The organism is Flavobacterium sp., from assembly GCF_004211145.1.
Taxonomy (GTDB): Bacteria; Bacteroidota; Bacteroidia; order Flavobacteriales; family Flavobacteriaceae; genus Flavobacterium.
The window spans coordinates 92,234-115,639 of sequence record NZ_SEBS01000004.1 but is presented as its reverse complement, the minus strand read 5'-3'; the positions used below and the strand labels follow the sequence as shown (position 1 = coordinate 115,639).

The following is a 23,406-nucleotide window of genomic DNA, read 5'->3' as shown; positions in this document are numbered from 1 at the left end:
ACTCAAATCTAAAAAAAATGGATACCAAGGATCTTCTCAAAAAAGTCCGTAAAATCGAGATCAAGACCCGACGATTGAGCGATCACATCTTCTCGGGCGAATATCACACGTCTTTCAAAGGCCGAGGCATGACCTTCAGCGAAGTGCGCCAATACCAGTTCGGGGACGATATCCGTTCGATCGACTGGAACGTGACGGCGCGCTACAACGAACCGTATGTCAAGGTTTTCGAGGAAGAACGCGAACTTACGATGATGCTCATGGTCGACGTTTCGGGCTCCGAAAGTTTCGGCTCGAAAAGCCAATCCAAGGATGAAATCGTGACCGAAATTGCCGCGACGATGGCATTTTCAGCGACGCAGAACAACGACAAGATCGGATTGGTCTTGTTTTCAGACCAGATCGAACTGTACATTCCGCCCAAGAAAGGGAAATCGCACGTGTTGCGCATCATTCGCGAGCTTATCGAATTCAAGCCGAAAAGCCGTAAAACAGATGTCGCACAAGCGTTGAAATTCCTGTCGTCGGTGCAAAAAAAGAAAGCGATCGTGTTCTTGATTTCCGATTTCATGTCGCCCGATTACGAACACGTCCTGAAAATCGCATCCAAAAAGCACGACATCACGGGCATCCGCGTCTATGATCCGAGAGAGGAAAAACTCCCGAACCTCGGAATCGTCCCGATGCTCGATGCCGAAACAGGCGAACAACGATTGGTGAATACGAGCGCGAAATCAGTGCGGCTCGATTACGAAAAATACTATCACGAAAAAATCAAATATTTCAAGGAAACTTTCAGCAAATGTGGCGCGGGCACTGTAAATACGCGCGTCGATGAAAGTTACGTGACCAAATTACTGGGCTATTTCAAATCCAGGACGTAAATGAAAAAAATTCTGTATCTCGCATTGTTGTTGGTTTCGGCGTTCGGGTTTGCCCAGAAACGCGTCGAGACGAGCATCGATACGACCAAAAACAAAATAGGCGCGCAATTCAATTTGACGTTGCGTACGAACGTCGATACATTGTCGAACGTAACGTTCCCGAGCGGAACGAATTTCGGGAATCTTGAGGTTATTCGAAATTACGTCATCGACACCGTCAAGAAAGGCGATCGCTACGAACTCGTCAAGAAATACGGATTGACACAATTCGATTCGGGGCGTTACACGGTTCCGCAACTCAAAGTCATCATCAACGACAAACCATATTTCTCCGACAGTTTGACCGTTGAGGTTTCAAATGTCGTTGTCGATACGCTCAAGCAAAAGTTGTACGACATCAAACCGATCATGGAAGCGCCGAGCGTCGGTTGGGGAATTTGGGGCTACTTGCTCGGATTGGTTTTGCTCGCGGCCATCGGATATGGCGTTTATCTTCTGGTCAAAAAACTTCAGAAGAAGAAAACCGACGAAATCATCTACAAATCGCCCATAGAGAAAGCGAACGCATTGCTGTCGAACCTCGAGAAGAAGCAGCTCGTTCAGCGAGGCGAAGTCAAGGATTATTATTCGGAATTGACCGACATCGCACGAACATACATCGAAGAAGTCGTACATATTCCGGCCATGGAAAGCACGACGTCGGAACTCATCGTCGCCTTGAGAAACGCGGCTTCGAACAAGAAAATGCCCGTGAACCAGGAAACGTTCGAAAATCTCGAGCGCGTCTTGAAAACCGCCGATTTGGTGAAGTTTGCGAAATCGCGTCCGATGGATTTCGAAATCGTCGGCGACCGCGAAAAAATCGAAAAGGTAATCGTCGTGATCGACAAATCGGTTCCGAAAGAGGAAGAAGACGAAGAAACCGAATTGTTCCACGAACTGCAACGACAAAAGATGCTCAAACGCCAAAAGCGCAACCGGATTTTTGCGGGCGTCGGGGTTTTCGCATTGCTTTTGTTGGGGACTTTTGTGTTTTTCGTGGCGACAAAAGGCTTCGATTACGTGAAAGACAATCTCATCGGGCATCCGACGAAGGATTTGCTCGACGGCGAATGGGTGTATAGCGAATACGGAAATCCGGCCATCGCGATCGAAACGCCCAAAGTCCTGAAGCGAGACGACAAGCAGCGCCTGCCCAAAGATGCCGCGGCGCTCATCAAGGACATGCAAATGTTCACGTACGGCTCGCTCACCGACAATTTCTACATCATCGCCGGAACGATCAACTACAAAGGTGAAACCCAGATCGATCTCGAGAAAGGCGTCGAAGGCTATCTGCATGCGATGGAGTCACAAGGCGCGAGCAACATGCTCATCAAGCAGGAAGAATTCAACACCGATAAGGGAATTTCGGGCCGAAAAGCCTACGGAACCATGACCTTGAAAAGCCCGACGACAGGCCACAGCGAAAAAATGTATTACGAATTGCTGGCTTTCGGGCAACAGAACGGCTTGCAGGTCTTGTTGATCGCGCACCGCGAAGACGACGAATATGCCAAACAGATCCGCGAACGCGTGATCAATTCGGCCGAACTTAAAATCGCAGCGCAATGATGGACGGAATAACATTCATGAACCCGGGTTTCTTCTGGCTGTTCCTCGCATTGCCGGTGCTGATCACATATCATATCTGGAAACGCAAGGAGCAAACGCCTACATTGAAAATGAGTTCACTCGCGGGTTTCAAAGGCAAGAGTTCGATTTTAGCCAAACTCAAACCGATACTTTTCGTGTTCCGATTGCTCGCCTTGAGTGCGATGATCGTGGCGTTGGCGCGTCCGAGAACGGTCGACATCAGCAGCAAGACCAAGACGACTAAAGGAATCGACATCGTGATTTCGGTCGACGTTTCGGCCAGTATGCTTGCGCGAGATCTACGCCCGAACCGAATGGAAGCGTTGAAGGAAGTCGCGAAGAAATTCGTCGAAGCGCGCCCGAACGACCGCATCGGTTTGGTGGTTTATGCCGCCGAGGCGTACACGAAAACGCCCGTCACGAGCGACAAAGCCATCGTCGAAGCAGCGATCGAATCGGTCAAATACGACAACGTTCTAAAAGACGGAACGGGAATCGGAATGGGATTGGCGACGGCCGTGAACCGACTCAAGGAAAGCAAGGCCAAGAGTAAAGTCATCATTTTGCTCACCGACGGCGTGAACAATACCGGTTTTATCGAACCTGAAACGGCGTCGGACATTGCGAAAGAATTCGGCATCAAAGTGTATACGATTGGAATCGGTACGAAAGGCCGCGCCGAATTTCCCGTCGGATATGCTCCGAACGGCGGTTTCGTGTTTAAGATGATGCCCGTCGAAATAGACGAACAGCTCCTGAAAAGCATCGCCGACAAGACCGGAGGAAAATATTTCCGCGCCACGAGCAACAACAGTCTCGAGAAGATTTACGACGAGATAAACAAACTCGAAACGACCGAGATCGAGGAACTTAAATTTTACGATTACGACGAACAATTCCGTCCGTTCGCTATTTTGGCCGCGCTTTTCTTGCTCGCCGAAATCGGGTTGCGAACAACGGTTTACAGAAGTTTCATATAGACAATGTACGAGTTAGACGATAAAAAATATTTGTATTTGCTGATCGCGATTCCCGTGCTCGCTGCGATTTTCCTGTTCAATTTGTACTGGAAACGCAAAAAGCAGAAGGAATTCGGCGATCTTGAAATGGTGCGCAAACTTTCGCCCGAGAAATCGACGTTCAAGGCGACGCTCAAATTCTCGATTTTCATGCTCGCGCTAGCGTGCCTGATCATTGGATTGGTGAATCCGAAAATCGGTACGAAGACTGAAACCGTCAAGCGCGAAGGCATCGACATCGTGTTCGCGGTCGACGTTTCCAAGAGTATGCTTGCCGAAGATGTCGCACCGAACAGGCTCGAGAAATCGAAGCAAGTCATTTCGCAGCTGATCAACCAGATGGCCGGCGACCGCATTGGAATCGTAGCGTATGCGGGAAGCGCTTTTCCTGTTTTGCCGATCACGACCGATTACGCGTCGGCGAAAATGTTTTTGCAAGGCGCCGACACCGACATCGTCTCGAGCCAGGGAACCGCGCTCGGAGAAGCGATCACGTTGGCCTCGACGTATTTCGACGACGACAAGCAGACGAGTAAACTCATTATTTTGGTTTCAGACGGCGAAGATCACGGAGACGGAGCGCAAGATGCGGCCGAGGAAGCGAAGAAACTCGGAATCAAGATTATCACGATCGGCATCGGAACCGAGAAAGGCGGCCCGATTCCGCTAAAGGAAGGGAATCGCGTCCTGGGTTTCAAGCGCGACAAGAACGATGAGGTTGTCGTGACCAAACGCAACGCCGAAAGCCTGAAAATGCTTTCCAAGAACAGCAAGGGTTACGTCGACGGAAATATCACGAAAGACGTGGTCGATTATGTTAAGAAATCACTCGACACGATAGAACGCAGCGAACTCGAGACGCAACAATTCACCGATTTCAATTCGCAGTTCCAATGGTTTATCGGGATTGCGTTCGTATTGCTCGCGATCGATGTGTTTTTGCTCGAGAAGAAAACGAAATGGATCCGAAAAATGAACCTTTTTAACGAGAAAGAATCATGAAAAACGCTATAACATTCGCTTTGATCTTGTGCTGCGCGATCGTCTCGGCCCAAGAAGAAGTGAAAGAGGAAAAGGATAAATTCCTGCCCGAGGGAAATAACGCGTTCGAGAAAAAAGATTATCTCGAAGCCGAAGCCGATTACCGCGTTTCCCAATCGAAATTCCGGAAGAAAGCAATTTCTTCTTATAATTTGGGGAATAGTATTTACGCGATGAAGCATCCGTCAGAGGCGAAATATGCTTACGGGAACGCGATAAAAAACGCCACGACGCGACCTGAGAAACACAAGGCGTATCACAATTTGGGCAACGCGCTGATGCAGGAAAAGGATTATCAGAATGCAGTCCAGGCGTTTAAGAATGCGCTCATCAACAATCCGAGTGATGAGGAAACGCGCTACAATTACGCGCTTGCAAAGCAAAAGCTCAAGGAAAATCCGCCGCCGCCGCCAAAGAAAAACGACAAGGACAAGAACAAGGACAAGCAGGATAAAAAAGACGACAAGGGCGGCGACAAGGACAAAAAACAGAACGACAAACAGGACGAGAAAGAAAAGGACAACAAAGATAAAGGCCAGAACAAACAAGACGGAGGCGACCAAAAACAGCCAGAGCAGAAACCGCAGCCAAAACCCGGAAGCGGAATTTCAGGCCAGCGCATGGACAACTTGCTCGACGCCGTAAACAACGAGGAAAAGAAAGTTCAGGATAAGGTGAAAGCGCGTCAGGTGAAAGGTAAACCCGTGCAAACTGAGAAGGATTGGTAATGAAAAGGATCGCGCTCGTCATATTATCGCTGTTTTGTATGCACGGTTTGCGTTCGCAGGACGTCGTGTTCACGGCGAAAACGAGTAAGGCCCAAATGTCGGTGAGCGATACGATATCAGTAGAATTTACGACGAATGTGGACGGTGAGAATTTCACGCAACCTGAATTCGTCAATTTTGATGTCGTCGCCGGACCGAGCCAACGGGTTTCTCAGAGTTGGTTGAAAGGCGAGAAAAGTTATTCGAAGCATTTCAGATATGTGTTGAAGGCGCGAAATGTAGGGAAAGCTGAAATCGGGAAGGCGTCAATGGATTATGACAGGAAAACGTATTCGACATCGCCGATATTCATCGATGTCAAGGAAAAGATCGAAGGTTTCGAGGTGAAGAAACGCTCCGACAGCGTGTATTTCAAGATCGAAATTTCTAAAACCGCCATCCGCTTGGACGAAACCGCCGAAGTGATTTACAAACTGTATTTGCCAGGACATGTCGGATTGTACGAATGGAACGAAACGAGTGCACGTAATCCGGATTTACAAATTGTGCCTGCCGATACGTCGGCAATTGTCCCGATCGAAGAGGAAATAAATGGAGAGAAATATCGGTGGATCGTGTTCCAAAAAGTATTGATCAAACCCAAAAAAGTAGGCATATTGAAAATCGAGCCGCGAACTTTTACCTTTGAGGCCGAAATCGGAAATCGGAAAAGGGATTTTTTCGGACGCCAACTCACCGATAAAAAAACGATACAAGTCACAACCGAAGCGCGACAAATCACCGTCACGCCATGAAAAAGATAGTTGAATCACGAATGTTTGACATGAATAAATTTGCAGTCATTTTGTTGCTCTGTTGCCAAGGATTGCTGGCACAGGTGAAATTCGAGGCTCGGGTAAGCAAAACCACGCTCGCCCAGAACGAAACCCTGCGCATCGACTTCACGATGAACGCCGATGGCGACAACTTCATCCCGCCGAGTTTCCAAGGATTCAAGGTCGTGGGCGGCCCGATCCAACAAATCAGCCAGAATTGGGTGAACGGACAAAGCTCATTCAACAAAAGTTACTCCTACTACTTGATGCCGACGCAAAGAGGCGCGATCGTGATCAAACCGGCTACGATAGAAATCAACGGACAGATTTACAAAACAAATGGGTTGACCGTAACGGCGACGGCTCCCGTCGAAAGGCCGTTGCAACCCGGTGAAGCGCCGCGTCCGCAGGTTACCGAAGACAATTTGCGCCTGGTTGCCGAAGTCTCCAAATCGAATCCATACATCAACGAACCGATCACGGTCGTGTACAAACTTTACATCGGTTACAATGTCGGCGTCGGGAATTACCGCGAACTCGACAAGCCGAAATACAACGACTTCTGGAGCCAGAACATCGACATCAAACAACTAAAGCCAGAACAAGGTACGTTGAACGGCGAACCTGTGCGTTTCTTCGTCTTGAAGAAAGTCGTGCTGTATCCGCAGAAATCAGGAAAGCTTACGATCGAACCACTTTCGCTCGAACTCGATGTGCAGATGCTTGCAGGCCGACGCGATTTCTGGGGCCGACAACAAGTCATCGAAGACACCAAACGCGTGTCAGCGGGAGGCCGCACGATCAGCGTCCGCGCGTTGCCTGAAGCCGGTCGTCCTGACGATTTCACGGGCGCTGTCGGGAATTTCGATTTCAAGGTCAAGCCTTCCAAAACATTGTTGAGAAACGGGGAAAGCCTGGATTTGTCGGTTTCGGTTACGGGAACGGGGAATTTGAAATTGTTCGATTTGCCCAAGCCGGTCGTGCCGACGGCGCTTGAAATGTACGATCCGGTACACAAGGAAAATGTATCGACGCCGCTTTCAGGCATGAACGGCAAAGTTTCGGACACATACACGATTGTTCCCACCTACAAAGGAAATTACCCGATCAAACCGATGTCGTTCTCGTATTTCGACTTGAGATCGGGCAAATACAAGACGATCACATCGCCTGAAATCATGATCAAAGTGCTTGACGGACCGGGAACGCCGACGAGCGATTCCGCGGTCGCGCAAAACGGTGTGGCGAAACAACAGGTTTCACATTCGGATCAGTTCGCGTTCATAAAACTAAAAACGAAATTGACGCCGACAAAACGCGAGGATTTCTTCGGTTCGGGCATGTTCTACGGATTGATGCTCGCACCATTCTTGGCGATTCCATTCCTGATTCTGGGCCGACGCAAGAAAGAAGCGCTCGATCGTGACGTTGCAGGAAATCGTACGCGTCAGTCGAATCGTTTGGTCAAGAAATTCCTGTCGGAAGCGCGCAAGCAAATCGGAAACAAGGAATTGTTTTACATCGCGCTTGAAAAGGCGTTGCATAACTTCCTGAAGGCGAAATTGGGAATCGAAACCAGCGAGATGAGCAAAGACCGCATCCGTGAATTGTTGTTGTCAAGAAACGCCCAGCCGCAAACGATCGACGCGTTCATAAAACTCACCGAAGATTGCGAATTCGCCCGATATGCGCCGGCATCGAATACTGCGATCCAACACGATTATGAAAAAGCAGCCACGATAATTTCAGACCTCGAAAAACAAATCAATTGACCATGAAGCAGCTAGTTTATATTTTGGCGCTCTTTACGCAGGTTATTTGGGCGCAGAAGGATTTCGAGAACGGGAACGCTTTGTATCGGAAAGGCGATTTCCAGGGCGCGGCTTCGGCTTATGAGAACGTGTTGAAATCCAAGAAAGAATCGGCGGAATTGTATTTCAATCTCGGAAATGCGTATTACAAGCTCAATCGCGTCGCGCCGTCGATCTACAACTACGAAAAGGCGTTGCTGTTGAGCCCGAACGACAAGGAAATTTCTACGAATTTGAAATTCGCGCAAAAATTGCAGATTGACGACGTCAAAGAAGTTCCAAAGGTCGGATTCCGGAAAATGATAGAGGATTTCACATCAGGATTCCACTATAATTCCTGGGCGAAATTGGCCGTTGGAGGCGCGTTTTTGTTCCTGTTGCTGTTCGTCGGATATTATTTTTCAGGAACGACTTTGGTCAAACGCATATTCTTCGTGTCGATGTTCGCGGCCTTACTGTTTATAGCGGCGAGCGTTTTTGCGGCGATATTCGAAAAAAGCACTTACGAAATGGAACGTCCCGCGATCGTATTCTCAGGAATAGCAGGCGTGAAAAGCGAACCGCAGAAAGACGCGCCCGACGCATTCACATTGCACGAAGGCAGCAAGGTTTACGTTTTGGAAGCGCTCGACGAGTGGAAGAAAGTCGAGTTGCCTGACGGTTCATCAGGATGGATCCAGCAATCGGCGATCAAGGAATTGAAGTGATCAGTTCGCGGGAATCCTGATGTTGTGCAGTTCTTCTTTTAGGAACGGATAGATTACTTCCCCGAACGCTTTCGTCGGTCCGTATAACTTCGAATTCGCGATGGTTTCAGGACTCGCGAAAGAATCCATGAAATTTACTTTTTCGAAAATGTTGAGCAGGACGCTTAAGATCAACAGTGCGCGCACGAATCCGAACATGCCGCCGCCAATCTTGTTGAAGATTCCCAAACCTGAGAAATCAGCGACTTTGGTAAGTAATTTCGCCAAGACGCTGATTCCGGCCACGACGGCGATAAACGTGATTATGAATGCGAAAATGTAAGCGGTTTTTGGGTTCGATCCAAGATGTTCGCCCAAGAAATCACGCGTGAACTCTGAGAATCGCAACGCGGCCCAAAGCCCGATAAGCAAGCCCACGAACGATGAAAATTCTACGAAAAGCCCGTTTCTCATGCCGTTGAATACTCCGATAAAAAGAAAAAGAACAAGGAAGATGTCTATTGTAGCCACGATGGAATGCTTTTTATTTGCGTAATTTTGCGTAAAAATAGCGAAATGCTATGCAACATCACTAATGTCACGCGATACACAACTTAAAGAACGATGGGAAAAGATTGTCCAACTCTTGTCGGATAGATTTTCACAAGGCGAGGATTTGGATCTCGATGCGATCATTTATTTGATCGGCGTCCAGGAACTCGGGCAGGTGCACAAGAAATTCAAGAAAGACGAGAAGCTCAATCTGATGCACATCGGGATTTGCCGATTGCTCGAACCCTATGGATTTTACGAGTTCGATTACGTCGATCGCGACGGTTGGCCACATTACAAGGTCAAGGAACAATTGCCGCCTTTGAAAGCCGGAGAGCAATCGGTTCTCATGAAAGAGGCGATCGTGAGTTACTTCCTCGAAAAAGGATTCATAGAATAGCGGCTATTTTTTCACGAATTTTTGTTTGATCGATCGGCCCGAAATCGTTCCGACAATCCAATACATTCCCGTCTTGAGGCCCGAAATTTCCAACTGATCGGAATTCGTGATCGTTCCCACGACTCTGCCCGAAATATCGATGATCGATGCGTTTTCAATAGTTTCCGAAAAAGAAATGAGATCTAAGGCCGGATTCGGTGAGAGCCTGAAATCAGTTGTATGATTCGACGCTACTGCCAATGGTTCAGGCGCGAATTTCACAAGCCAAAAATCGTAGATGCCGTGATTTCCGACGACGTCAATATCGTTCGACGGCGTGCTTCCCGTGACGATAAATCCGCCGTCAGCCGTTTGTCTTACCGATGTTCCCGAATCGGAACTCGATCCGCCAAGCGATTTTTGCCATTGGATATTTCCCGTCGCGTCAATTGAAACGACCCAAAAATCCGTATTCCCGTTGTTTTGCGTCGCGTCGTTGTTCGACGAACTCGAATCGCCCGCGATGATATAGCCCGTGCCGACTGTAGATTGGACGCATCGCGCGACGTCAGATCCTGTTCCGCCGAAGCATTTCTGCCATTCGACCGTGCCCGAAGCGTCGAGTTGTACCATCCAGACATCAATGCCGCCGTGATTTCCCGTAACGTTTCCATTGTTGGATGCCGTGCTTCCCGCGCAGATATATTTTCCGTTCGGTGACTGAACGATCCATTGACCGACGTCGCTTGCCGTTCCGCCGAGGGCTTTCGTCCATTCCACGGTTCCCGTCGGCGAGAGTTTCGATACGAAAAAGTCGTTCCCGCCGTGATTTCCCGTCACGTCTCCGTTATTGGAATTCGTGAGTCCAAGCAAAATATAGCCGCCGTCCTGGGTTTGGGTTACGGATCTTGCCGTGTCGGTTCCGGTTCCGCCCAGACAGCGTTGCCATTGTAAATTGCCAGATGCGTCAAGTTTTACGACCCAGGCGTCTTCGCCTCCGTGATTTCCGCTTACATCGCCCGTCGTGGATTGGGTCGATCCGGCTATGATATAACCGCCGTCAGCCGTTTGCTGTATGTCTTCGGCCCATTCGAAAATGGTTCCGCCCAGACATTTTTGCCAGGAAACCACGCCCGTGCTCGTGAGTTTGAGCACCCAGAAATCATTGCTGCCGTGGCCGCCGCTTATGTCGCCGTTGTTCGATGCCGCTGCGCCCGCGATGATGTAGCCGCCGTCAGATGTGGTTCGGATCGCGTTGCCTTCCTCAGAACTCGAACCTCCGTAACATTTTTGCCATTCGATGTTTCCTAACGCGTCGGTCTTCACGACCCAAACATCTTCCGCTCCATGGTTTCCGGTTACTTGTTGGTTGTTCGAGGCGGTCGTGCCGACTGCGATGAAGCCGCCGTCAGGAGTTTGCGCGATGTCTTCAGAATATTCGGACGCCGATCCGCCGAGCGCTTTCGTCCACTGGATCTGCGGAACTTGGGCTTGGACAAATAAACAAGTCGAGAAAGATGCGAGAAGTAGAGTTTTTTTCATGGTTTTATTTTCGGTTTGGCTTCGAAAATAGCGGTGGTTTTGGAATCCGACGTTCCGAAAATTGCCATCGCACAAAAAACAGAACGAATTTTGGCTGTCGGCCGACAATATCGACCGTCTACTTTACAGCCGCAGTTTTAAATTTAACGACAGAGTTGTACCTTTGCCGTTCAATACGACGAAGATGACCGACAAGATCAAAGAATACATTGCCGAAGCACGCGATTTCCATACCGATACAAAAGAAAACCTCGAAGCGTTCCGAATTAAATTCCTTGGAAGCAAAGGGCTTTTGAAAGACTTTTTTGCCGAGTTCAAGAATGTTCCGAACGACATGAAAAAAGAGTTCGGTCAAGTGATCAACGAACTCAAGAATACGGCCGAGGAAAAAGTGAAATCACTTCAGGAAGCGCTCGAGAGCAAAGTCGAGGTGAAAGGCGGTTACGGCGATCTGACGCGTCCTGCCGAACCTTTGGTTATCGGTTCGCGCCATCCGATTTCGATCGTGAAGAACCAGATCATCGATATTTTCGCGTCGGTCGGGTTCAATGTGTCCGAAGGTCCCGAAATCGAGGACGACTGGCACAACTTCACCGCGTTGAACTTGCCTGAATATCATCCGGCTCGCGACATGCAGGACACGTTTTTCATACAGACAAACCCTGATGTCTTGTTGCGCACGCATACGTCGTCGGTCCAGGTTCGGTACATGGAGAACAACAAACCGCCGATCCGCACGATTTCTCCGGGACGCGTGTTCAGGAATGAAGCGGTTTCAAGCCGTTCGCATTGTATTTTCCACCAAGTCGAAGGTTTGTATATCGACAAGGATGTCTCGTTTGCCGACTTGAAGCAGACGTTGTTATATTTCACCAAGGAAATGTTCGGAAAGTCGAAGATCCGTCTGCGTCCGTCGTATTTCCCGTTTACCGAACCGAGCGCCGAGGTCGATATTTATTGGGGTCTCAAAACCGAAACCGATTATCGCATCACCAAAGGAACCGGTTGGCTCGAGATCATGGGCTGCGGAATGGTCGACCCGAATGTCTTGAAAAACTGCGGCATCAACCCTGACGAATACAATGGTTTCGCATTCGGGATGGGAATCGAACGCATCGCGATGTTGTTGTATCAAATCGGCGACATCAGGATGTTTTATGAGAATGATATTCGGTTTTTGGAGCAGTTTAAGGCGAGTATTTAAGACGAAAGTCGGAATGACGAACGACAAAGGACGTCGAGTCTTCTCGAAATACTTTGTGTCGTAAATGTCACGAGCGGCTTCGTATTGTCGCACGTAAATTCTGGGTTGGGAAAACGATTTACGGTTCCTGAACGTCAATTAAAATCGAGACAAAGTCCTTCGTCATTTGTCTTTAGTCATTTGTCAGAATAATGAAAAAAGATATCATCATCCCCAAAGTAGAAAACGTTTTCCTCGCCGCGATCCAGGAATGGAACGACGATTTTATGGAAAAAGTCTGGTATGTTCATTTGGTCAACGATTCTGATTTTGATCTCGACAGCGTCATGGTCGTGTCAAAGGCGTTCGGAACGATTGATGGCGAAATGAAAAAAACGTCGTTGTTGCGTCATGCGTTCGTGAAAGTTCCGACGCAATCGCTCGTAAAAGTGGAAATGGTCGAGAAAAGCGTGCTCGCGCTCAACAACGAATTCGTGGTTACGTATTTTATCGGAAACACTCTGTATGACAAGAAATTCATCTTCCGAACCAACACGATAAACGAACGCGCGACTGAGGAAGTGCCGCATATCTGGCAGCCTGGCGTGATCGTGCGTTAAGTCGTTTTTTTATTTTCTTTTTCTTTCTCGCGCCAGTTGAAATATCCGACGAAAAAAATGCCAAGAATCGTCATGATTCCGGCGCGCACGTAGAATTGCGGTGACGAAAGTTCTTCAGCGACGGATTTGTCTCCGGTGAGAATATTCATCAACGCGAACGACAACGTCATTACCGATGCGAACAACATTCCGTTTCGGATTTGGTATTTCCATCTCGGACTCATATCAGTCTAATTTTTCAGTTAGTTTCTTGAAAACCGACCTCGCGTCTTTTCCTTCGTATAAAACGTCGAAAACCGCATTGATGATCGGAGTCTTCGCTTCGAGCTTTTCATTTAACTTGTGCGCACTCTTGGCGGCATAATAACCTTCGGCGACCATATTCATCTCCATTTGGGCGCTTTTCACGGTATAACCTTTCCCGATCATGTTCCCGAACATGCGATTCCTCGAAAAAACCGAATAACCCGTGACGAGCAAATCGCCCAGATACGCCGAGTTGTTGATATTGCGCTTCATCTTGTGCACTTTTCGGATGAACTTCTTCATCTCGCGGATGCTGTTGCTCATGAGTACTGACTGGAAGTTGTCGCCGTAACCCAAGCCGTGCGCGATTCCGGCTGCGATCGCGTAGATGTTCTTGAGCATCGCCGCGTATTCGGTGCCGATGATATCGTCGGAAATCTTCGTTTTTATATAATCGCTTGCGAGCGCTTTCGCAACGACTTTCGCCTTGTCGGGATCGCCGCATGCGATGGTCAGGTAGGAAAGGCGTTCGAGTGCGACTTCCTCGGCGTGACACGGTCCGGTGATGACGCCGATGTTTTCGAATGGAATGTCGTATGTCTCGTTGAAATGTTCCCCGACGATCAGACTGGTTTCGGGGACGATGCCTTTGATGGCCGAGAAAATGATTTTCCCTTCAAGGCTTTCGGTAAGTTTTTTCAATTCGTCGTTCAAGAAAGCCGATGGAATCGCGAAAATAATGTAATCGGCAAATGCGACGGCTTCGTTGATGTCGCTCGTGAGTCGCAATTTATTCGGGTTGAACTCGACCGAGCTCAAGTAATTCGGGTTGTGGAAATGTGCTTTCAGGTGCGCAATCGCATCGGCGTTACGCATATACCAGGCAATCTCATCGGCATTTACACAAAGCATTTTCGCGATGGCGGTCGCCCAGCTTCCGCCTCCGATAACTGCGAATTTGTGTTTTTGTGTCATAATCGTGTAGTTGAATTCAGCCAAAATTAGTCAAAATAAATATTCCGATTCGGCTATTATCACGAATATTCCCGTTAAAACAAGGCGTCGATAAAATCTTTTAGGAATTTTAACTTATTATTATGATTGTCAGCACAATGCTGTTTTTAATTTTGCGTTATTACGCTTTAAGCTTGGTATTCCTACCTGCTTATCATTACAGAAAAGTTAGTTAAATTTTGTTTTTGGTGTTTTGAGAAAGGCGCTTTTGGATTCGTTCAGAAGCGCCTTTTGATTTTCGCACATCAAGGTTTGCATACCGATTTTTTGAGCAGTTCCATTTCCTCGCCGTATGATTTCGTAAATCCTAACTCCAACGCTTTCGTCGCGTCCTGGCAAGCCGACGCCATTTCGTTTTGGGCGCTATGGATCAACGCACGGTTCCTGAACGCATAACTGTTGTCGGGCGAAAGGGAAATCGATTTGTTCACGTCGGTCATCGCGCCCGTGAGATCGCCAAGTTTGAATTTGGCGTAACCGCGGTTGTTGTACAGCAACGCCGATGAAACGTCATCCTGGGCCGATGTTTTATTCGAAATTACCGTCGTGCCGTCGTCGCCTTTTTTGACCGACAAAGAAATCGCCTTGTCATAAATCTCCAAAGCCTTCGCATAATCGTTCTTTGCCAGATAGCGGAATCCAAGATTGTTGTACACTGAGGCGACTTTCGGGTGCGATTTCACGGCCTGTTCCAAATATAGGATCGCTTCGTCGTTGCGGTTCATGCGGCCCAAAACCGCTCCCAAGTTCGTCAGGCATGCCAATTTCAAACCTTCTTCAGGATCGCGCTCCAAAACCGATTTGTAATCCTGGATCGCGCCTTCGAAATCGCCTTTGTTGCGTTTTATGTCGGCGTTGAGTGCCAATAATCGCGTTTGCAGGACTTTATCGCCATTGGCTTTTTGGAGCGCGATGTCGTGGTCGAGCGACGCTTCGGCGAGATAATTCAGCGAAAAGTAAAACAGCGCACGGTCATATAAAAAATACGCCGATTCGGGTGAAAGCTTGATCGCCGTGCCGTAATCTTCGTTCGCCTTGTCGAATTCCTTGTCCATGAAATACGCGAGCGCACGGCTGTTGAAGTATTTCGCGTTTTTGGGTTCGGCGGCAATCGCATCCGAATAAAATTTCTCAGCCGACTTGTAATCGCCTTTTTTCATGCTGAGTTCCGCCTGTTCCGCCTGTTTCTTGCCCTGGGCCGATGCCGCGATGCAAACCAGCAGCATAAAAAGAAGTTGTTTCATTTTTTGTAGCTATTGTTGTGGTCGATGTATTGCCAGACTTTCTCGGGAAGCAACGGCCGCACGTTCTTATTCGTTTTCAAACCTTCGCGAATGAATGTCGCCGAAATTTCGAGGATCGGCGCATTGATCATCTTGATGCGACCTTCGCGGTTTCGTTTTTGTGGATTCGGTTCGCCGGAAACTCTCGGATAGACGAAAATGTCGTATCGCTCGAGCAAAACCTCGTAGTTCTTCCATTTATGCAGCGAATCGAGGTTGTCTTCGCCCATGATAAGCGCGAACTCATACGTCGGGAATTTTTCCTCGAGATGAACCAGCGTATTTACGGTGTAATTGGGTTGTGGAAGCTTGAATTCGATGTCCGATGGTTTGAGTTTCGGGTAATCCTCGGTCGCCAAACGCACCAATTCCAAACGCGCGTAATCGTTGAGCAACGTCGCTTTCTGCTTGAGCGGATTGTGAGGCGTGACCACGAGCCAAACCTGATCCAGATCGCCATATTCGGCCATGTGGTTGGCAATGATGAGATGTCCGACGTGGATCGGATTGAACGTCCCGAAATACAGCCCGACTTTCAAAATCTAATCTTTTGTTGGAATTTGCCCCGACGCGATAAAATCGCTGACCAGATCGTAGGCTTTTTGCTTCGCCAACGAAAGGTCGGCGTTTTCAACGATCACGTCGAACAAGGGAGCGGTCGCGAGTTCAGCCGACGATTTTGCGATGCGCATCGCGATTTTCTCGTCGCTCTCGGTCGAGCGTTCCTTCAAGCGGCGTTTGAGTTCGTCGATGCTTGGCGGTTTCACGAAGATCGCGATCGTGTCTTCAGGGAATTTGCGTTTGATGCGCAATCCGCCGGAAACGTCGATATCGAAGATCACGTTTTTGCCTTCTTCGCGGATTTTATCGACCTCGGATCTCAAGGTTCCGTAGAACATGTCGGGATAAACTTCTTCCCATTCCACGAAATCCTCTGATTTTATATGTTGTTTGAAATCGTGCAGCGACATGAAATGGTAATCGTTTCCATGCGCTTCCTGACCGCGTGGTTCGCGAGATGTGGCCGAAATCGAGAATTCGAGTTTAAGCTCGGGATGTTGCAACAAATGTCTTACGATCGTAGTCTTTCCCGATCCCGACGGTGCCGAAAAAACGATGAGTTTTCCTTTCTCCATTACAACACGTTCAATACTTGTTCCTTGATTTTTTCGAGTTCGTCTTTCATCTGGACGACGAGTTTCTGCATGGCCGCGTGGTTCGATTTCGAGCCCATAGTGTTGATCTCGCGTCCCATTTCCTGGGTGATGAAACCAAGTTTCCGACCGTTGGCTTCTTTGTCGGCCAAGGTTTCAATGAAATAGTTCAAGTGGTTTTCGAGGCGCACTTTTTCCTCGGTGATGTCGTATTTTTCAAGATAAAAAATGAGTTCCTGTTCGAAGCGGTTTTCATCTAACGTGACTTTAAGTTCTTCGATCGCGGCTTGCAAACGTGATTTTACGGTCTCGATGCGTTCAGCGTCCATTGCGACGGTCGCGTTCATCATCGTCATGATATTGGCGATTCGGTGCAGAAACTCCCTTTCGAGGGACGAACCTTCGCTGATGCGGAAACTCTGTATGTTTTTCACGCCTTCGTCCACGACGGTCAGGATGTTTTTCCATTCGTCCTCGTCGATTTCCTCGCGTTCGGTCTTGAGCGCGTCGGGCATGCGGACTGCCATTTTGATGAGCTCGGTCTCGTCGGCATCGGCGTAGACTTCGCGGAGTTGCGCGATGTAAGCTTTCACGATAGGGACGTTGACTTTCGTTGAGGTTTGCTCGGTCGTATTTTCGATATAGATCGCAAAGTCGATCTTGCCGCGTTCGAGCGCGTTGGACAACTGCGTCCGGAGCCCGAGTTCCATTTCGCGATATACTGACGGCATTCGCACGTTCAGGTCAAGGCCTTTGCTGTTCAACGATTTGATTTCGACGGTGATTTTCTTGGTAGGCAACTGGAGCGTGGCCTTTCCAAAACCGGTCATGGATTGTATCATGTGATGCTAAAAAAGATGCACAAAGATAACAAATGTTTACGCTTGGCTACGTCGCAGGCGTATTCTTCTTTTTGGTCACGAGATAAACGCCCGCGAAAATCAGGAATGCCGACGCGATCTTAATCCACGAAAGGTTGTCTTTGCCCAATCCGATCGCGAAAATAGTCGCAAAAAGTGGTTGCAGGTAAATGAAAACGGCAACGGTCGTCGGTTTCAGTTCCTTCATAGAAAGCAGGTTGAGCAAATACGTGAGAAATGTTGAAATGACGACGACGAATGCCATTTTGATCGCGATGTCGGTTGGGATGATTTCCCAGGAAACAGCGGTAAAATCGTTCCATCCGAAAGGTAACACCATCACGAATCCAAACAGATAAATCCATTTTACGAACGTGAACGCATTGTATTTGTCCATTAGTTTCCTCACGATGATCAGATACAATCCGTACGAAATCGCGTTCACGAACACGAGCAAATTTCCAAGCGGCGCGTTTGTGGCGTTCCCGACCGATTTTCCATATCCGATCAAAACAGCGGTGCCAATCAAACCCAGAATAATGCCGATCGCTTTCTCAAGTTTCATGCGCTCTTTCATGATGATTGCCGAAAGCACGAGCACGATAATCGGCGTCGTGCACATCAAAACGGCGGCCGAAATCGGCGAAGTCAGGCTCAAACCCTTAAAGAAAGTCAGCATATTGAAAGCCACGCCAAAGAAAGCGGCGGCGGCGATTCGAGGAAAGTCGTTCCGCGCGATCTTTTCCTTGATAGAAAACAGCCAGGCAAGCCAAAACAGAATTACCGATCCGCCGACGCGCAATACGATAAATCCGAATGCTCCGATGTAAGTCGGCATCACGTCTTTCGCGATCGTAAACGTCACACCGTAAATGATCGAAACCAACGTGGCCGCGACGAGAGCGAGATTGCGTTTTGACATTATTTCAATGCTTCGACGACGTTCCCGACATTTTTCGCCGAATTTCCGACGTAGATTTTTTCATCGATGATAAACACCGGTCGGCTTAAAAACGTATAATGTTCGAGGATGAGGTTTTTGTAATCGTCTTCCGATAATTTTTGGTCTTTCAAACCGCGAGCCTTGTAGAGTTGGGCTTTCCGGCTGAACAACGCTTCGTAACTTCCGGCGAGATTGCGCATCTTTTCAAGTTCTCCTTGAGAAATCGGCTGTTGCTTGATGTCGCGAAGCAACAGATCGTTTTGGGGAAGCGACGCGAGGATTTTGCGGCAGGTGTCGCAGCTCGGCAAATAATAAACGGTATTCATAAAGTTAAGTTTGCGCTGCAAAGAAAACGGATTCGAACCGAAATTAATTATTTCACCGCGAGAAATTTGTCGACTTCCGTATACGGCAGCAACAATTCCAGCGAACCTTCAGCATAAGACGCGATTTCATACGGGTTGTAATGCAATAACAATCCGGAATTCGTAAAGAAAATGTTCATCGGCAACGCGAATTTTTCGTCCTCGAACATGAAGCCTTTCGAGTTGATCGGAGCCGGAGCGGGGATTTTATATTTTGCGCGGAATTTGCTTTCGGCGAAGGTTTGGAACGCGTTCATGTCTTTGAATAGCTTGTCGTTCGGAACGTGTTTTCCTGTTTCGATATCGAACAACATCGAGCGCTTGCTGCCGTAGCCATGCGCGCCTCCTGTAAACGTGTAGGATTCGAGTTCGACGTTGAGCAATTTATCGGAGCGGTAAATTTCCTTGCCCGTGACAGTCGCTTCCCAGCCGAATTCGCGTTCCGATTCTTCCTTCTGCATTTCTTCATACGACGCGACGAACGCGTTGGCAAGCGCTTGGTAGTCGTTGACTTTATATTGATCTTCACCGAATTGGACGATTTCGCGTAATGCTTTGAAAATGTTGGCGTTGATGCTGTCCGACGCTTCGCCGTTGCTGTATTCGGGAATCTTGAATTCGACTTTCGGACAATTGTCGGTACACGGCAAAGTCGTTTTTTTCGTGTAGGTTTTCGTGTCCGATTTGAGTTCGTTCGTACAGCTTGTGAGCGCGATAGCGATTAGGGCCAAAAAAGTGAAATTTTTCATAAGTGACATATTTCAATTAAAGAAACCACCATTTTTGTGACGGGAATAATCTTAAATTTGCGAATTATTGAATCGCTACAAAAAACAATTATATGAAGTTTAACACCAAAGCCATACACGGCGGGCAACATCACGACCCAACCACGGGCGCGGTCATGCCGCCGGTTTACCAAACCTCGACGTACGTTCAGGAAAGTCCGGGAAAGCCGATCGGGGAATACGAATACAGCCGCGCCGCGAATCCGACGCGCACCGCTTTAGAAAATGCGCTGGCCAGTATCGAAAACGGCACGCGTGGTCTCGCCTTTTCGTCGGGATTGGCTGCGACCGATTGCCTTTTGCGTTCGTTCAAGGCCGGAGATGAAATCATCGCGATGGATGATTTATACGGCGGAACGTATCGAATGTTCACGAGAATCTACAAGGATTCGGGCATCAAATTCCATTTCATCGATTTGACCGATCTCGATAAATTCCGTTCGACGATAAACGACAACACGAAAATGGTTTGGGTCGAAACACCGACGAATCCGTTGATGAAACTCGCCGATATCGCCGAACTCGCCAAAATCACGAAAAACAAAAAAATCCTGTTAGCCGTCGACAATACGTTCGCGACGCCGTATTTGCAGAAACCGCTCGATCTGGGCGCCGACATCGTCATGCATTCGGCTACGAAATATTTGGGTGGACATTCTGATGTGATCGCCGGAGCATTGATCGTGAAAGACGAACAGCTCGGTGAGCAATTGCATTTCCAACAGTTCGCAACCGGGGCGACCCTGGGTCCGATGGATTCATTCCTTGTTCTGCGCGGCATCAAAACATTGCATTTGCGCGTACAACGCCATTGTGAAAACGGCGAAAAAGTCACGGCATTTTTGGCGAATCATCCAAAGGTGAAAACCGTGTTTTATCCGGGATTGGAGTCACATCCGTTCCATGAGATCGCGAAAAAGCAAATGTCGGGATTCGGCGGAATGGTTTCGTTCACGTTCGCTTCGGGCAAAAAAGAAGATGCGATTTCATTCCTTGAGAAACTTGAGGTCTTTACGTTGGCCGAATCACTTGGCGGAGTAGAATCGCTTGCGAACCATCCGGCGCTCATGACGCACGCTTCGATTCCTGAGGACAAGCGCAAGGAGAATGGAATCACCGACGATTTGGTCCGGCTCAGCGTCGGGATTGAAGACATCGATGATCTGATCGCCGATTTGGAACAAGCCTTCAGATAATCATAAAAACAAAAAAGCCCCGAAGTTGATTCGGGGCTTTTTTTATGTTTTGTAGTTTTTAATCGAGATAATAAATGTAACCTACGTTCAGCCAAACCAGCCATTCGTTGGCTTTGTTTTCCTTGTAGACGTCAGGATTCGGGTTCAAACCGTCGACCCAGTTCGAGAAGTAATATTGCCAACGCAAATCAATCATCAAATCTGAAAGAACCGTGAGTTTGTAACGTGTTCCGATACTTCCTACGACAGACCAAGTCGTGCCGCCGCTGTTGTCAAAGGCGTCAAAATATTTCACGGGCGTAATCGTCGGATCTTCTCCAAGAACACCGTTGCCCAGCGTAGAGTACGCTTTCGGTTTAAAGAATGAAAATTGCCCTCCAAGACTTACGAATGGCGCCAAAGCTCCGGGCGTAGCCGAGAAGTCACGGATACTGAAAGGGAAAAATTCCAACTGCATACCAATGTTGGTTACAGTCGTCTCAGCACGCATCGCACGTAATTGGTCGGCGAAAAGTCCTGTTTCGCTCGGTTCGACCCATTCTCCAAAATGTTCAAGTTTGGTATGGTTTATTGAAAGCTCGCTGCGAAGTTTGAAGTGATCGTTGAAATACGTTTCAGGTGCGTAACAGTTACATTCGGCTCTGTACGCGAAGTTTAGGTAGTGAATGATTCCAAAACCAATTCCCGTATTTCCAGCGTTGGTCGATAAATCGTGTCTCTCACCGTAATCAGATTGCATCGCAACCGGACCTACGATGGCGCCGATTTCATGCGAAAAGCCGAATTGGGCCGCGGTTCTAGTAGAAAAACCGAGTACCAGCAAAAAGCTCATGATTAAATACTTGGGCATTGTTTTCTGGGTATTACAATTCGTGGCAAATATATAAAAATCGCGTTCAGTTTGTAAATTAAAATAAAAAATACTTGATTTCCCTTAAAAAAAGCATGGAATCGATTAAATGTCTGCAGTAATGCTATGCAACTATGTAAATTCTTAGAAAACTAATAAATCTGTTGCGGAATCAAAAAAATTCCGATTCACATTTTAAGTATCCTGTATCTTTGTCGCGTCAACGAAAACGTTTTCATAATGAAACGTTAATAATCGAAATTAAGTATGTCACAGTCAATTAATGCTTTTGTTGAGGCAGTTGCGAAGAAAAACCCAAATGAACCTGAATTTATCCAGGCCGTTCACGAAGTTGCCGAAACAGTTATCCCATTTATCGAAAAAAATAAAAAATACCAAGGGCAAATGTTGCTCGAAAGAATGGTAGAAGCCGAGCGAATCATCACTTTCCGCATTTGCTGGATCGACGACGCCGGAAAAACCCAAGTAAACCGCGGTTACCGAATCCAGATGAACTCGGCGATCGGGCCTTACAAAGGCGGTTTGCGTTTCCACCCGTCGGTGAATCTTTCCATCCTGAAATTCCTTGCGTTCGAGCAGACGTTCAAAAACAGCTTGACGACTTTGCCGATGGGCGGAGGAAAAGGCGGTTCGGATTTTGACCCGAAAGGAAAATCAGACATCGAAGTAATGCGTTTTTGCCAGGCTTTCATGACCGAATTGGCGAAACACATCGGCGCTGATACTGACGTTCCTGCGGGAGATATAGGTGTCGGAGGTCGTGAAGTCGGCTATATGTTCGGACAATACAAAAGACTTCGCAACGAATTCACGGGCGTTTTGACCGGAAAAGGAATTCCGTTCGGAGGTTCTTTGATCCGACCTGAAGCGACAGGTTACGGCTGTGTGTACTTCGCCGAATCTATGCTCGGCACGAAAGGCGATTCCTTCAAAGGCAAATTGGTTGCGGTTTCAGGTTCCGGAAACGTGGCGCAATACGCTGCCGAGAAAGCGACCGAACTCGGAGGAAAAGTTGTCACGCTCTCCGATTCATCAGGTTATATCTATGATGCTGATGGAATCGACGCCGAAAAATTGGCGCACGTCATGGAAATCAAAAATGAGCGTCGCGAGCGCATCAGCGAATACACCAAGAAATATCCCAACGCGAAATTCGTCGAAGGAAAACGTCCTTGGGAAGTGAAATGCGACGTTGCGCTTCCATGTGCGACCCAAAACGAATTGAACGGAGAAGAAGCCAAAATGCTCGTTTCAAACGGATGTATCGCCGTTGCCGAAGGCGCGAACATGCCATCGACTCCTGAAGCGGTCACCGAATTCCAAAACGCAAAAATCCTTTTTGCTCCCGGAAAAGCGTCAAACGCCGGTGGTGTCGCGACTTCAGGACTTGAAATGTCACAGAACTCGCTTCGGTTGAGCTGGACTCGCGAAGAAGTCGACGAGCGTTTGAAAAACATCATGTTGAACATCCACTCGTCTTGCGTGCAATACGGAAAAGACGGAGAATACATCGACTACGTTAAAGGTGCGAACATCGCCGGTTTCGTAAAAGTAGCCGACGCTATGTTGGCGCAAGGCGTGGTGTAATCCGCGATAATTTGAAAAAATGGCCTCCGAAATTCGGGGGCTTTTTTTTGTTTAGACAGATAGATGATAGACGGATAGATAATAGACTGTGTCGGAGTCAGAGATCTTAAAATGTCTTTCGTCTATCTGTCTATCATCTATTATCTTTTTTAATTCCCAAATATGAAAATCCGCTTTCCCGCGTTTGTACTATATTTGTTTCCC

At 48.0% G+C, this 23,406-nt stretch carries 25 protein-coding genes; 13 read left to right on the top strand and 12 right to left on the bottom strand.

Translation table 11 applies throughout. The features are described from left to right. Positions 1-17 precede the first annotated feature (17 nt). From EOO50_RS03235 to EOO50_RS03200, 8 genes are read left to right on the top strand one after another with little or no spacing between them, the layout of a single operon-like run. Positions 18-884 carry a DUF58 domain-containing protein gene (locus EOO50_RS03235; RefSeq protein WP_290837853.1) on the top strand — a complete coding sequence of 289 codons (867 nt, stop codon included), beginning with the start codon at positions 18-20 and terminating at the stop codon, positions 882-884. After that, a complete protein-coding gene (locus tag EOO50_RS03230) occupies positions 885-2,498 on the top strand; it encodes a hypothetical protein (RefSeq protein WP_290837851.1) in 1,614 nt (537 codons plus the stop codon). Further along, the gene (locus EOO50_RS03225; RefSeq protein WP_290837894.1) at positions 2,498-3,499 is read left to right on the top strand and encodes a VWA domain-containing protein; all 1,002 of its coding nucleotides are present in this window, start codon (positions 2,498-2,500) and stop codon (positions 3,497-3,499) included. Before EOO50_RS03230 ends, EOO50_RS03225 begins: the two co-directional genes overlap by 1 nt. A 3-nt stretch (positions 3,500-3,502) precedes the next feature. Further along, the gene (locus tag EOO50_RS03220) at positions 3,503-4,540 is read left to right on the top strand and encodes a VWA domain-containing protein (RefSeq protein WP_290837849.1); all 1,038 of its coding nucleotides are present in this window, start codon (positions 3,503-3,505) and stop codon (positions 4,538-4,540) included. Continuing rightward, entirely contained in the window at positions 4,537-5,307 is a 771-nt protein-coding gene (locus EOO50_RS03215) for a tetratricopeptide repeat protein (RefSeq protein ID WP_290837847.1), read from the top strand. Before EOO50_RS03220 ends, EOO50_RS03215 begins: the two co-directional genes overlap by 4 nt. Continuing rightward, a complete protein-coding gene (locus EOO50_RS03210; protein ID WP_290837845.1) occupies positions 5,307-6,101 on the top strand; it encodes a BatD family protein in 795 nt (264 codons plus the stop codon). Before EOO50_RS03215 ends, EOO50_RS03210 begins: the two co-directional genes overlap by 1 nt. Positions 6,102-6,130: 29 nt before the next feature. Next, positions 6,131-7,894 (top strand): BatD family protein, encoded by a 1,764-nt coding sequence (locus EOO50_RS03205; RefSeq protein WP_290837843.1) that lies wholly within the window; start codon positions 6,131-6,133, stop codon positions 7,892-7,894. A gap of 2 nt (positions 7,895-7,896) precedes the next feature. After that, a complete protein-coding gene (locus EOO50_RS03200; protein ID WP_290837842.1) occupies positions 7,897-8,640 on the top strand; it encodes a tetratricopeptide repeat protein in 744 nt (247 codons plus the stop codon). Here the strand turns inward: EOO50_RS03200 and EOO50_RS03195 are convergent, their stop codons facing one another. After that, complete coding sequence (locus tag EOO50_RS03195; protein WP_290837840.1) at positions 8,641-9,150, bottom strand: CvpA family protein; 510 nt, start codon at positions 9,148-9,150, stop codon at positions 8,641-8,643. A 64-nt stretch (positions 9,151-9,214) separates the two neighbouring features. On the opposite strand from EOO50_RS03195, the gene EOO50_RS03190 reads away from it, so the two are divergent. Beyond that, positions 9,215-9,571 (top strand): hypothetical protein, encoded by a 357-nt coding sequence (locus EOO50_RS03190; RefSeq protein ID WP_290837838.1) that lies wholly within the window; start codon positions 9,215-9,217, stop codon positions 9,569-9,571. Positions 9,572-9,574: 3 nt separating this feature from the next. Here the strand turns inward: EOO50_RS03190 and EOO50_RS03185 are convergent, their stop codons facing one another. Next, positions 9,575-11,092, bottom strand: coding sequence for a T9SS type A sorting domain-containing protein (locus EOO50_RS03185; protein ID WP_290837836.1), 1,518 nt, complete (start codon positions 11,090-11,092; stop codon positions 9,575-9,577). Positions 11,093-11,276: 184 nt separating this feature from the next. On the opposite strand from EOO50_RS03185, the gene pheS reads away from it, so the two are divergent. Continuing rightward, positions 11,277-12,296 (top strand): phenylalanine--tRNA ligase subunit alpha, encoded by a 1,020-nt coding sequence (gene pheS, locus EOO50_RS03180; RefSeq protein ID WP_290837892.1) that lies wholly within the window; start codon positions 11,277-11,279, stop codon positions 12,294-12,296. A gap of 191 nt (positions 12,297-12,487) precedes the next feature. Beyond that, entirely contained in the window at positions 12,488-12,895 is a 408-nt protein-coding gene (locus EOO50_RS03175; protein WP_290837834.1) for a hypothetical protein, read from the top strand. Here EOO50_RS03175 and EOO50_RS03170 read toward each other — a convergent pair. The 9 genes from EOO50_RS03170 to EOO50_RS03130 form a co-directional block, all read right to left on the bottom strand. Next, positions 12,892-13,119: a hypothetical protein gene (locus EOO50_RS03170; protein ID WP_290837832.1), complete on the bottom strand. Its 228-nt coding sequence runs from the start codon at positions 13,117-13,119 to the stop codon at positions 12,892-12,894. The two genes, EOO50_RS03175 and EOO50_RS03170, sit on opposite strands and share 4 nt — an antisense overlap. 1 nt (position 13,120) lies before the next feature. Then, on the bottom strand, positions 13,121-14,116 hold the full coding sequence (locus tag EOO50_RS03165; RefSeq protein WP_290837830.1) for an NAD(P)H-dependent glycerol-3-phosphate dehydrogenase: 996 nt from the start codon (positions 14,114-14,116) through the stop codon (positions 13,121-13,123). A 284-nt stretch (positions 14,117-14,400) separates the two neighbouring features. After that, positions 14,401-15,399, bottom strand: a complete 999-nt coding sequence (locus EOO50_RS03160; RefSeq protein ID WP_290837828.1) for a tetratricopeptide repeat protein — start codon at positions 15,397-15,399, stop codon at positions 14,401-14,403. Then, complete coding sequence (nadD, locus tag EOO50_RS03155; RefSeq protein WP_290837826.1) at positions 15,396-15,977, bottom strand: nicotinate (nicotinamide) nucleotide adenylyltransferase; 582 nt, start codon at positions 15,975-15,977, stop codon at positions 15,396-15,398. Before nadD ends, EOO50_RS03160 begins: the two co-directional genes overlap by 4 nt. 3 nt (positions 15,978-15,980) lie before the next feature. Further along, on the bottom strand, positions 15,981-16,574 hold the full coding sequence (gene gmk / locus EOO50_RS03150; RefSeq protein ID WP_290837824.1) for a guanylate kinase: 594 nt from the start codon (positions 16,572-16,574) through the stop codon (positions 15,981-15,983). After that, complete coding sequence (locus tag EOO50_RS03145) at positions 16,574-17,434, bottom strand: YicC/YloC family endoribonuclease (RefSeq protein WP_290837822.1); 861 nt, start codon at positions 17,432-17,434, stop codon at positions 16,574-16,576. Before EOO50_RS03145 ends, gmk begins: the two co-directional genes overlap by 1 nt. 46 nt (positions 17,435-17,480) lie before the next feature. Next, positions 17,481-18,374: a DMT family transporter gene (locus tag EOO50_RS03140; protein ID WP_290837820.1), complete on the bottom strand. Its 894-nt coding sequence runs from the start codon at positions 18,372-18,374 to the stop codon at positions 17,481-17,483. After that, positions 18,374-18,721, bottom strand: a complete 348-nt coding sequence (locus EOO50_RS03135) for an ArsC/Spx/MgsR family protein (RefSeq protein WP_290837818.1) — start codon at positions 18,719-18,721, stop codon at positions 18,374-18,376. Before EOO50_RS03135 ends, EOO50_RS03140 begins: the two co-directional genes overlap by 1 nt. A 47-nt stretch (positions 18,722-18,768) precedes the next feature. Beyond that, entirely contained in the window at positions 18,769-19,509 is a 741-nt protein-coding gene (locus EOO50_RS03130; RefSeq protein WP_290837816.1) for a DUF3298 and DUF4163 domain-containing protein, read from the bottom strand. A 92-nt stretch (positions 19,510-19,601) separates the two neighbouring features. Here EOO50_RS03130 and EOO50_RS03125 point away from each other — a divergent pair, with 92 nt between their 5' ends. After that, a complete protein-coding gene (locus EOO50_RS03125) occupies positions 19,602-20,744 on the top strand; it encodes a cystathionine gamma-synthase (protein WP_290837814.1) in 1,143 nt (380 codons plus the stop codon). Positions 20,745-20,802: 58 nt separating this feature from the next. On the opposite strand, the gene EOO50_RS03120 is transcribed toward EOO50_RS03125, so the two are convergent. After that, entirely contained in the window at positions 20,803-21,594 is a 792-nt protein-coding gene (locus EOO50_RS03120; protein ID WP_290837812.1) for a glutamate dehydrogenase, read from the bottom strand. Positions 21,595-21,861: 267 nt separating this feature from the next. On the opposite strand from EOO50_RS03120, the gene gdhA reads away from it, so the two are divergent. Beyond that, positions 21,862-23,202 carry an NADP-specific glutamate dehydrogenase gene (gdhA, locus tag EOO50_RS03115; protein ID WP_290837810.1) on the top strand — a complete coding sequence of 447 codons (1,341 nt, stop codon included), beginning with the start codon at positions 21,862-21,864 and terminating at the stop codon, positions 23,200-23,202. The last annotated feature ends 204 nt before the right edge of the window (positions 23,203-23,406 follow it).

Bases quoted from the DNA above. Each gene is read 5' to 3' on its own strand.
- EOO50_RS03225 (WP_290837894.1), top strand. From the start codon at position 2,498: ATGGACGGAATAACATTCATGAACCCGGGTTTCTTCTGGCTGTTCCTC.
- EOO50_RS03165 (WP_290837830.1), bottom strand. From the start codon at position 14,116: ATGACACAAAAACACAAATTCGCAGTTATCGGAGGCGGAAGCTGGGCG.
- EOO50_RS03145 (WP_290837822.1), bottom strand. From the start codon at position 17,434: ATGATACAATCCATGACCGGTTTTGGAAAGGCCACGCTCCAGTTGCCT.
- EOO50_RS03235 (WP_290837853.1), top strand. From the start codon at position 18: ATGGATACCAAGGATCTTCTCAAAAAAGTCCGTAAAATCGAGATCAAG.
- EOO50_RS03120 (WP_290837812.1), bottom strand. From the start codon at position 21,594: ATGCCCAAGTATTTAATCATGAGCTTTTTGCTGGTACTCGGTTTTTCT.
- EOO50_RS03175 (WP_290837834.1), top strand. From the start codon at position 12,488: ATGAAAAAAGATATCATCATCCCCAAAGTAGAAAACGTTTTCCTCGCC.
- EOO50_RS03125 (WP_290837814.1), top strand. From the start codon at position 19,602: ATGAAGTTTAACACCAAAGCCATACACGGCGGGCAACATCACGACCCA.
- EOO50_RS03205 (WP_290837843.1), top strand. From the start codon at position 6,131: ATGAATAAATTTGCAGTCATTTTGTTGCTCTGTTGCCAAGGATTGCTG.
- EOO50_RS03135 (WP_290837818.1), bottom strand. From the start codon at position 18,721: ATGAATACCGTTTATTATTTGCCGAGCTGCGACACCTGCCGCAAAATC.
- EOO50_RS03160 (WP_290837828.1), bottom strand. From the start codon at position 15,399: ATGAAACAACTTCTTTTTATGCTGCTGGTTTGCATCGCGGCATCGGCC.
- EOO50_RS03200 (WP_290837842.1), top strand. From the start codon at position 7,897: ATGAAGCAGCTAGTTTATATTTTGGCGCTCTTTACGCAGGTTATTTGG.
- EOO50_RS03230 (WP_290837851.1), top strand. From the start codon at position 885: ATGAAAAAAATTCTGTATCTCGCATTGTTGTTGGTTTCGGCGTTCGGG.
- EOO50_RS03210 (WP_290837845.1), top strand. From the start codon at position 5,307: ATGAAAAGGATCGCGCTCGTCATATTATCGCTGTTTTGTATGCACGGT.
- EOO50_RS03130 (WP_290837816.1), bottom strand. From the start codon at position 19,509: ATGAAAAATTTCACTTTTTTGGCCCTAATCGCTATCGCGCTCACAAGC.
- EOO50_RS03170 (WP_290837832.1), bottom strand. From the start codon at position 13,119: ATGAGTCCGAGATGGAAATACCAAATCCGAAACGGAATGTTGTTCGCA.
- EOO50_RS03190 (WP_290837838.1), top strand. From the start codon at position 9,215: ATGTCACGCGATACACAACTTAAAGAACGATGGGAAAAGATTGTCCAA.
- EOO50_RS03215 (WP_290837847.1), top strand. From the start codon at position 4,537: ATGAAAAACGCTATAACATTCGCTTTGATCTTGTGCTGCGCGATCGTC.
- gdhA (WP_290837810.1), top strand. From the start codon at position 21,862: ATGTCACAGTCAATTAATGCTTTTGTTGAGGCAGTTGCGAAGAAAAAC.
- pheS (WP_290837892.1), top strand. From the start codon at position 11,277: ATGACCGACAAGATCAAAGAATACATTGCCGAAGCACGCGATTTCCAT.
- EOO50_RS03220 (WP_290837849.1), top strand. From the start codon at position 3,503: ATGTACGAGTTAGACGATAAAAAATATTTGTATTTGCTGATCGCGATT.
- EOO50_RS03185 (WP_290837836.1), bottom strand. From the start codon at position 11,092: ATGAAAAAAACTCTACTTCTCGCATCTTTCTCGACTTGTTTATTTGTC.
- EOO50_RS03140 (WP_290837820.1), bottom strand. From the start codon at position 18,374: ATGTCAAAACGCAATCTCGCTCTCGTCGCGGCCACGTTGGTTTCGATC.
- gmk (WP_290837824.1), bottom strand. From the start codon at position 16,574: ATGGAGAAAGGAAAACTCATCGTTTTTTCGGCACCGTCGGGATCGGGA.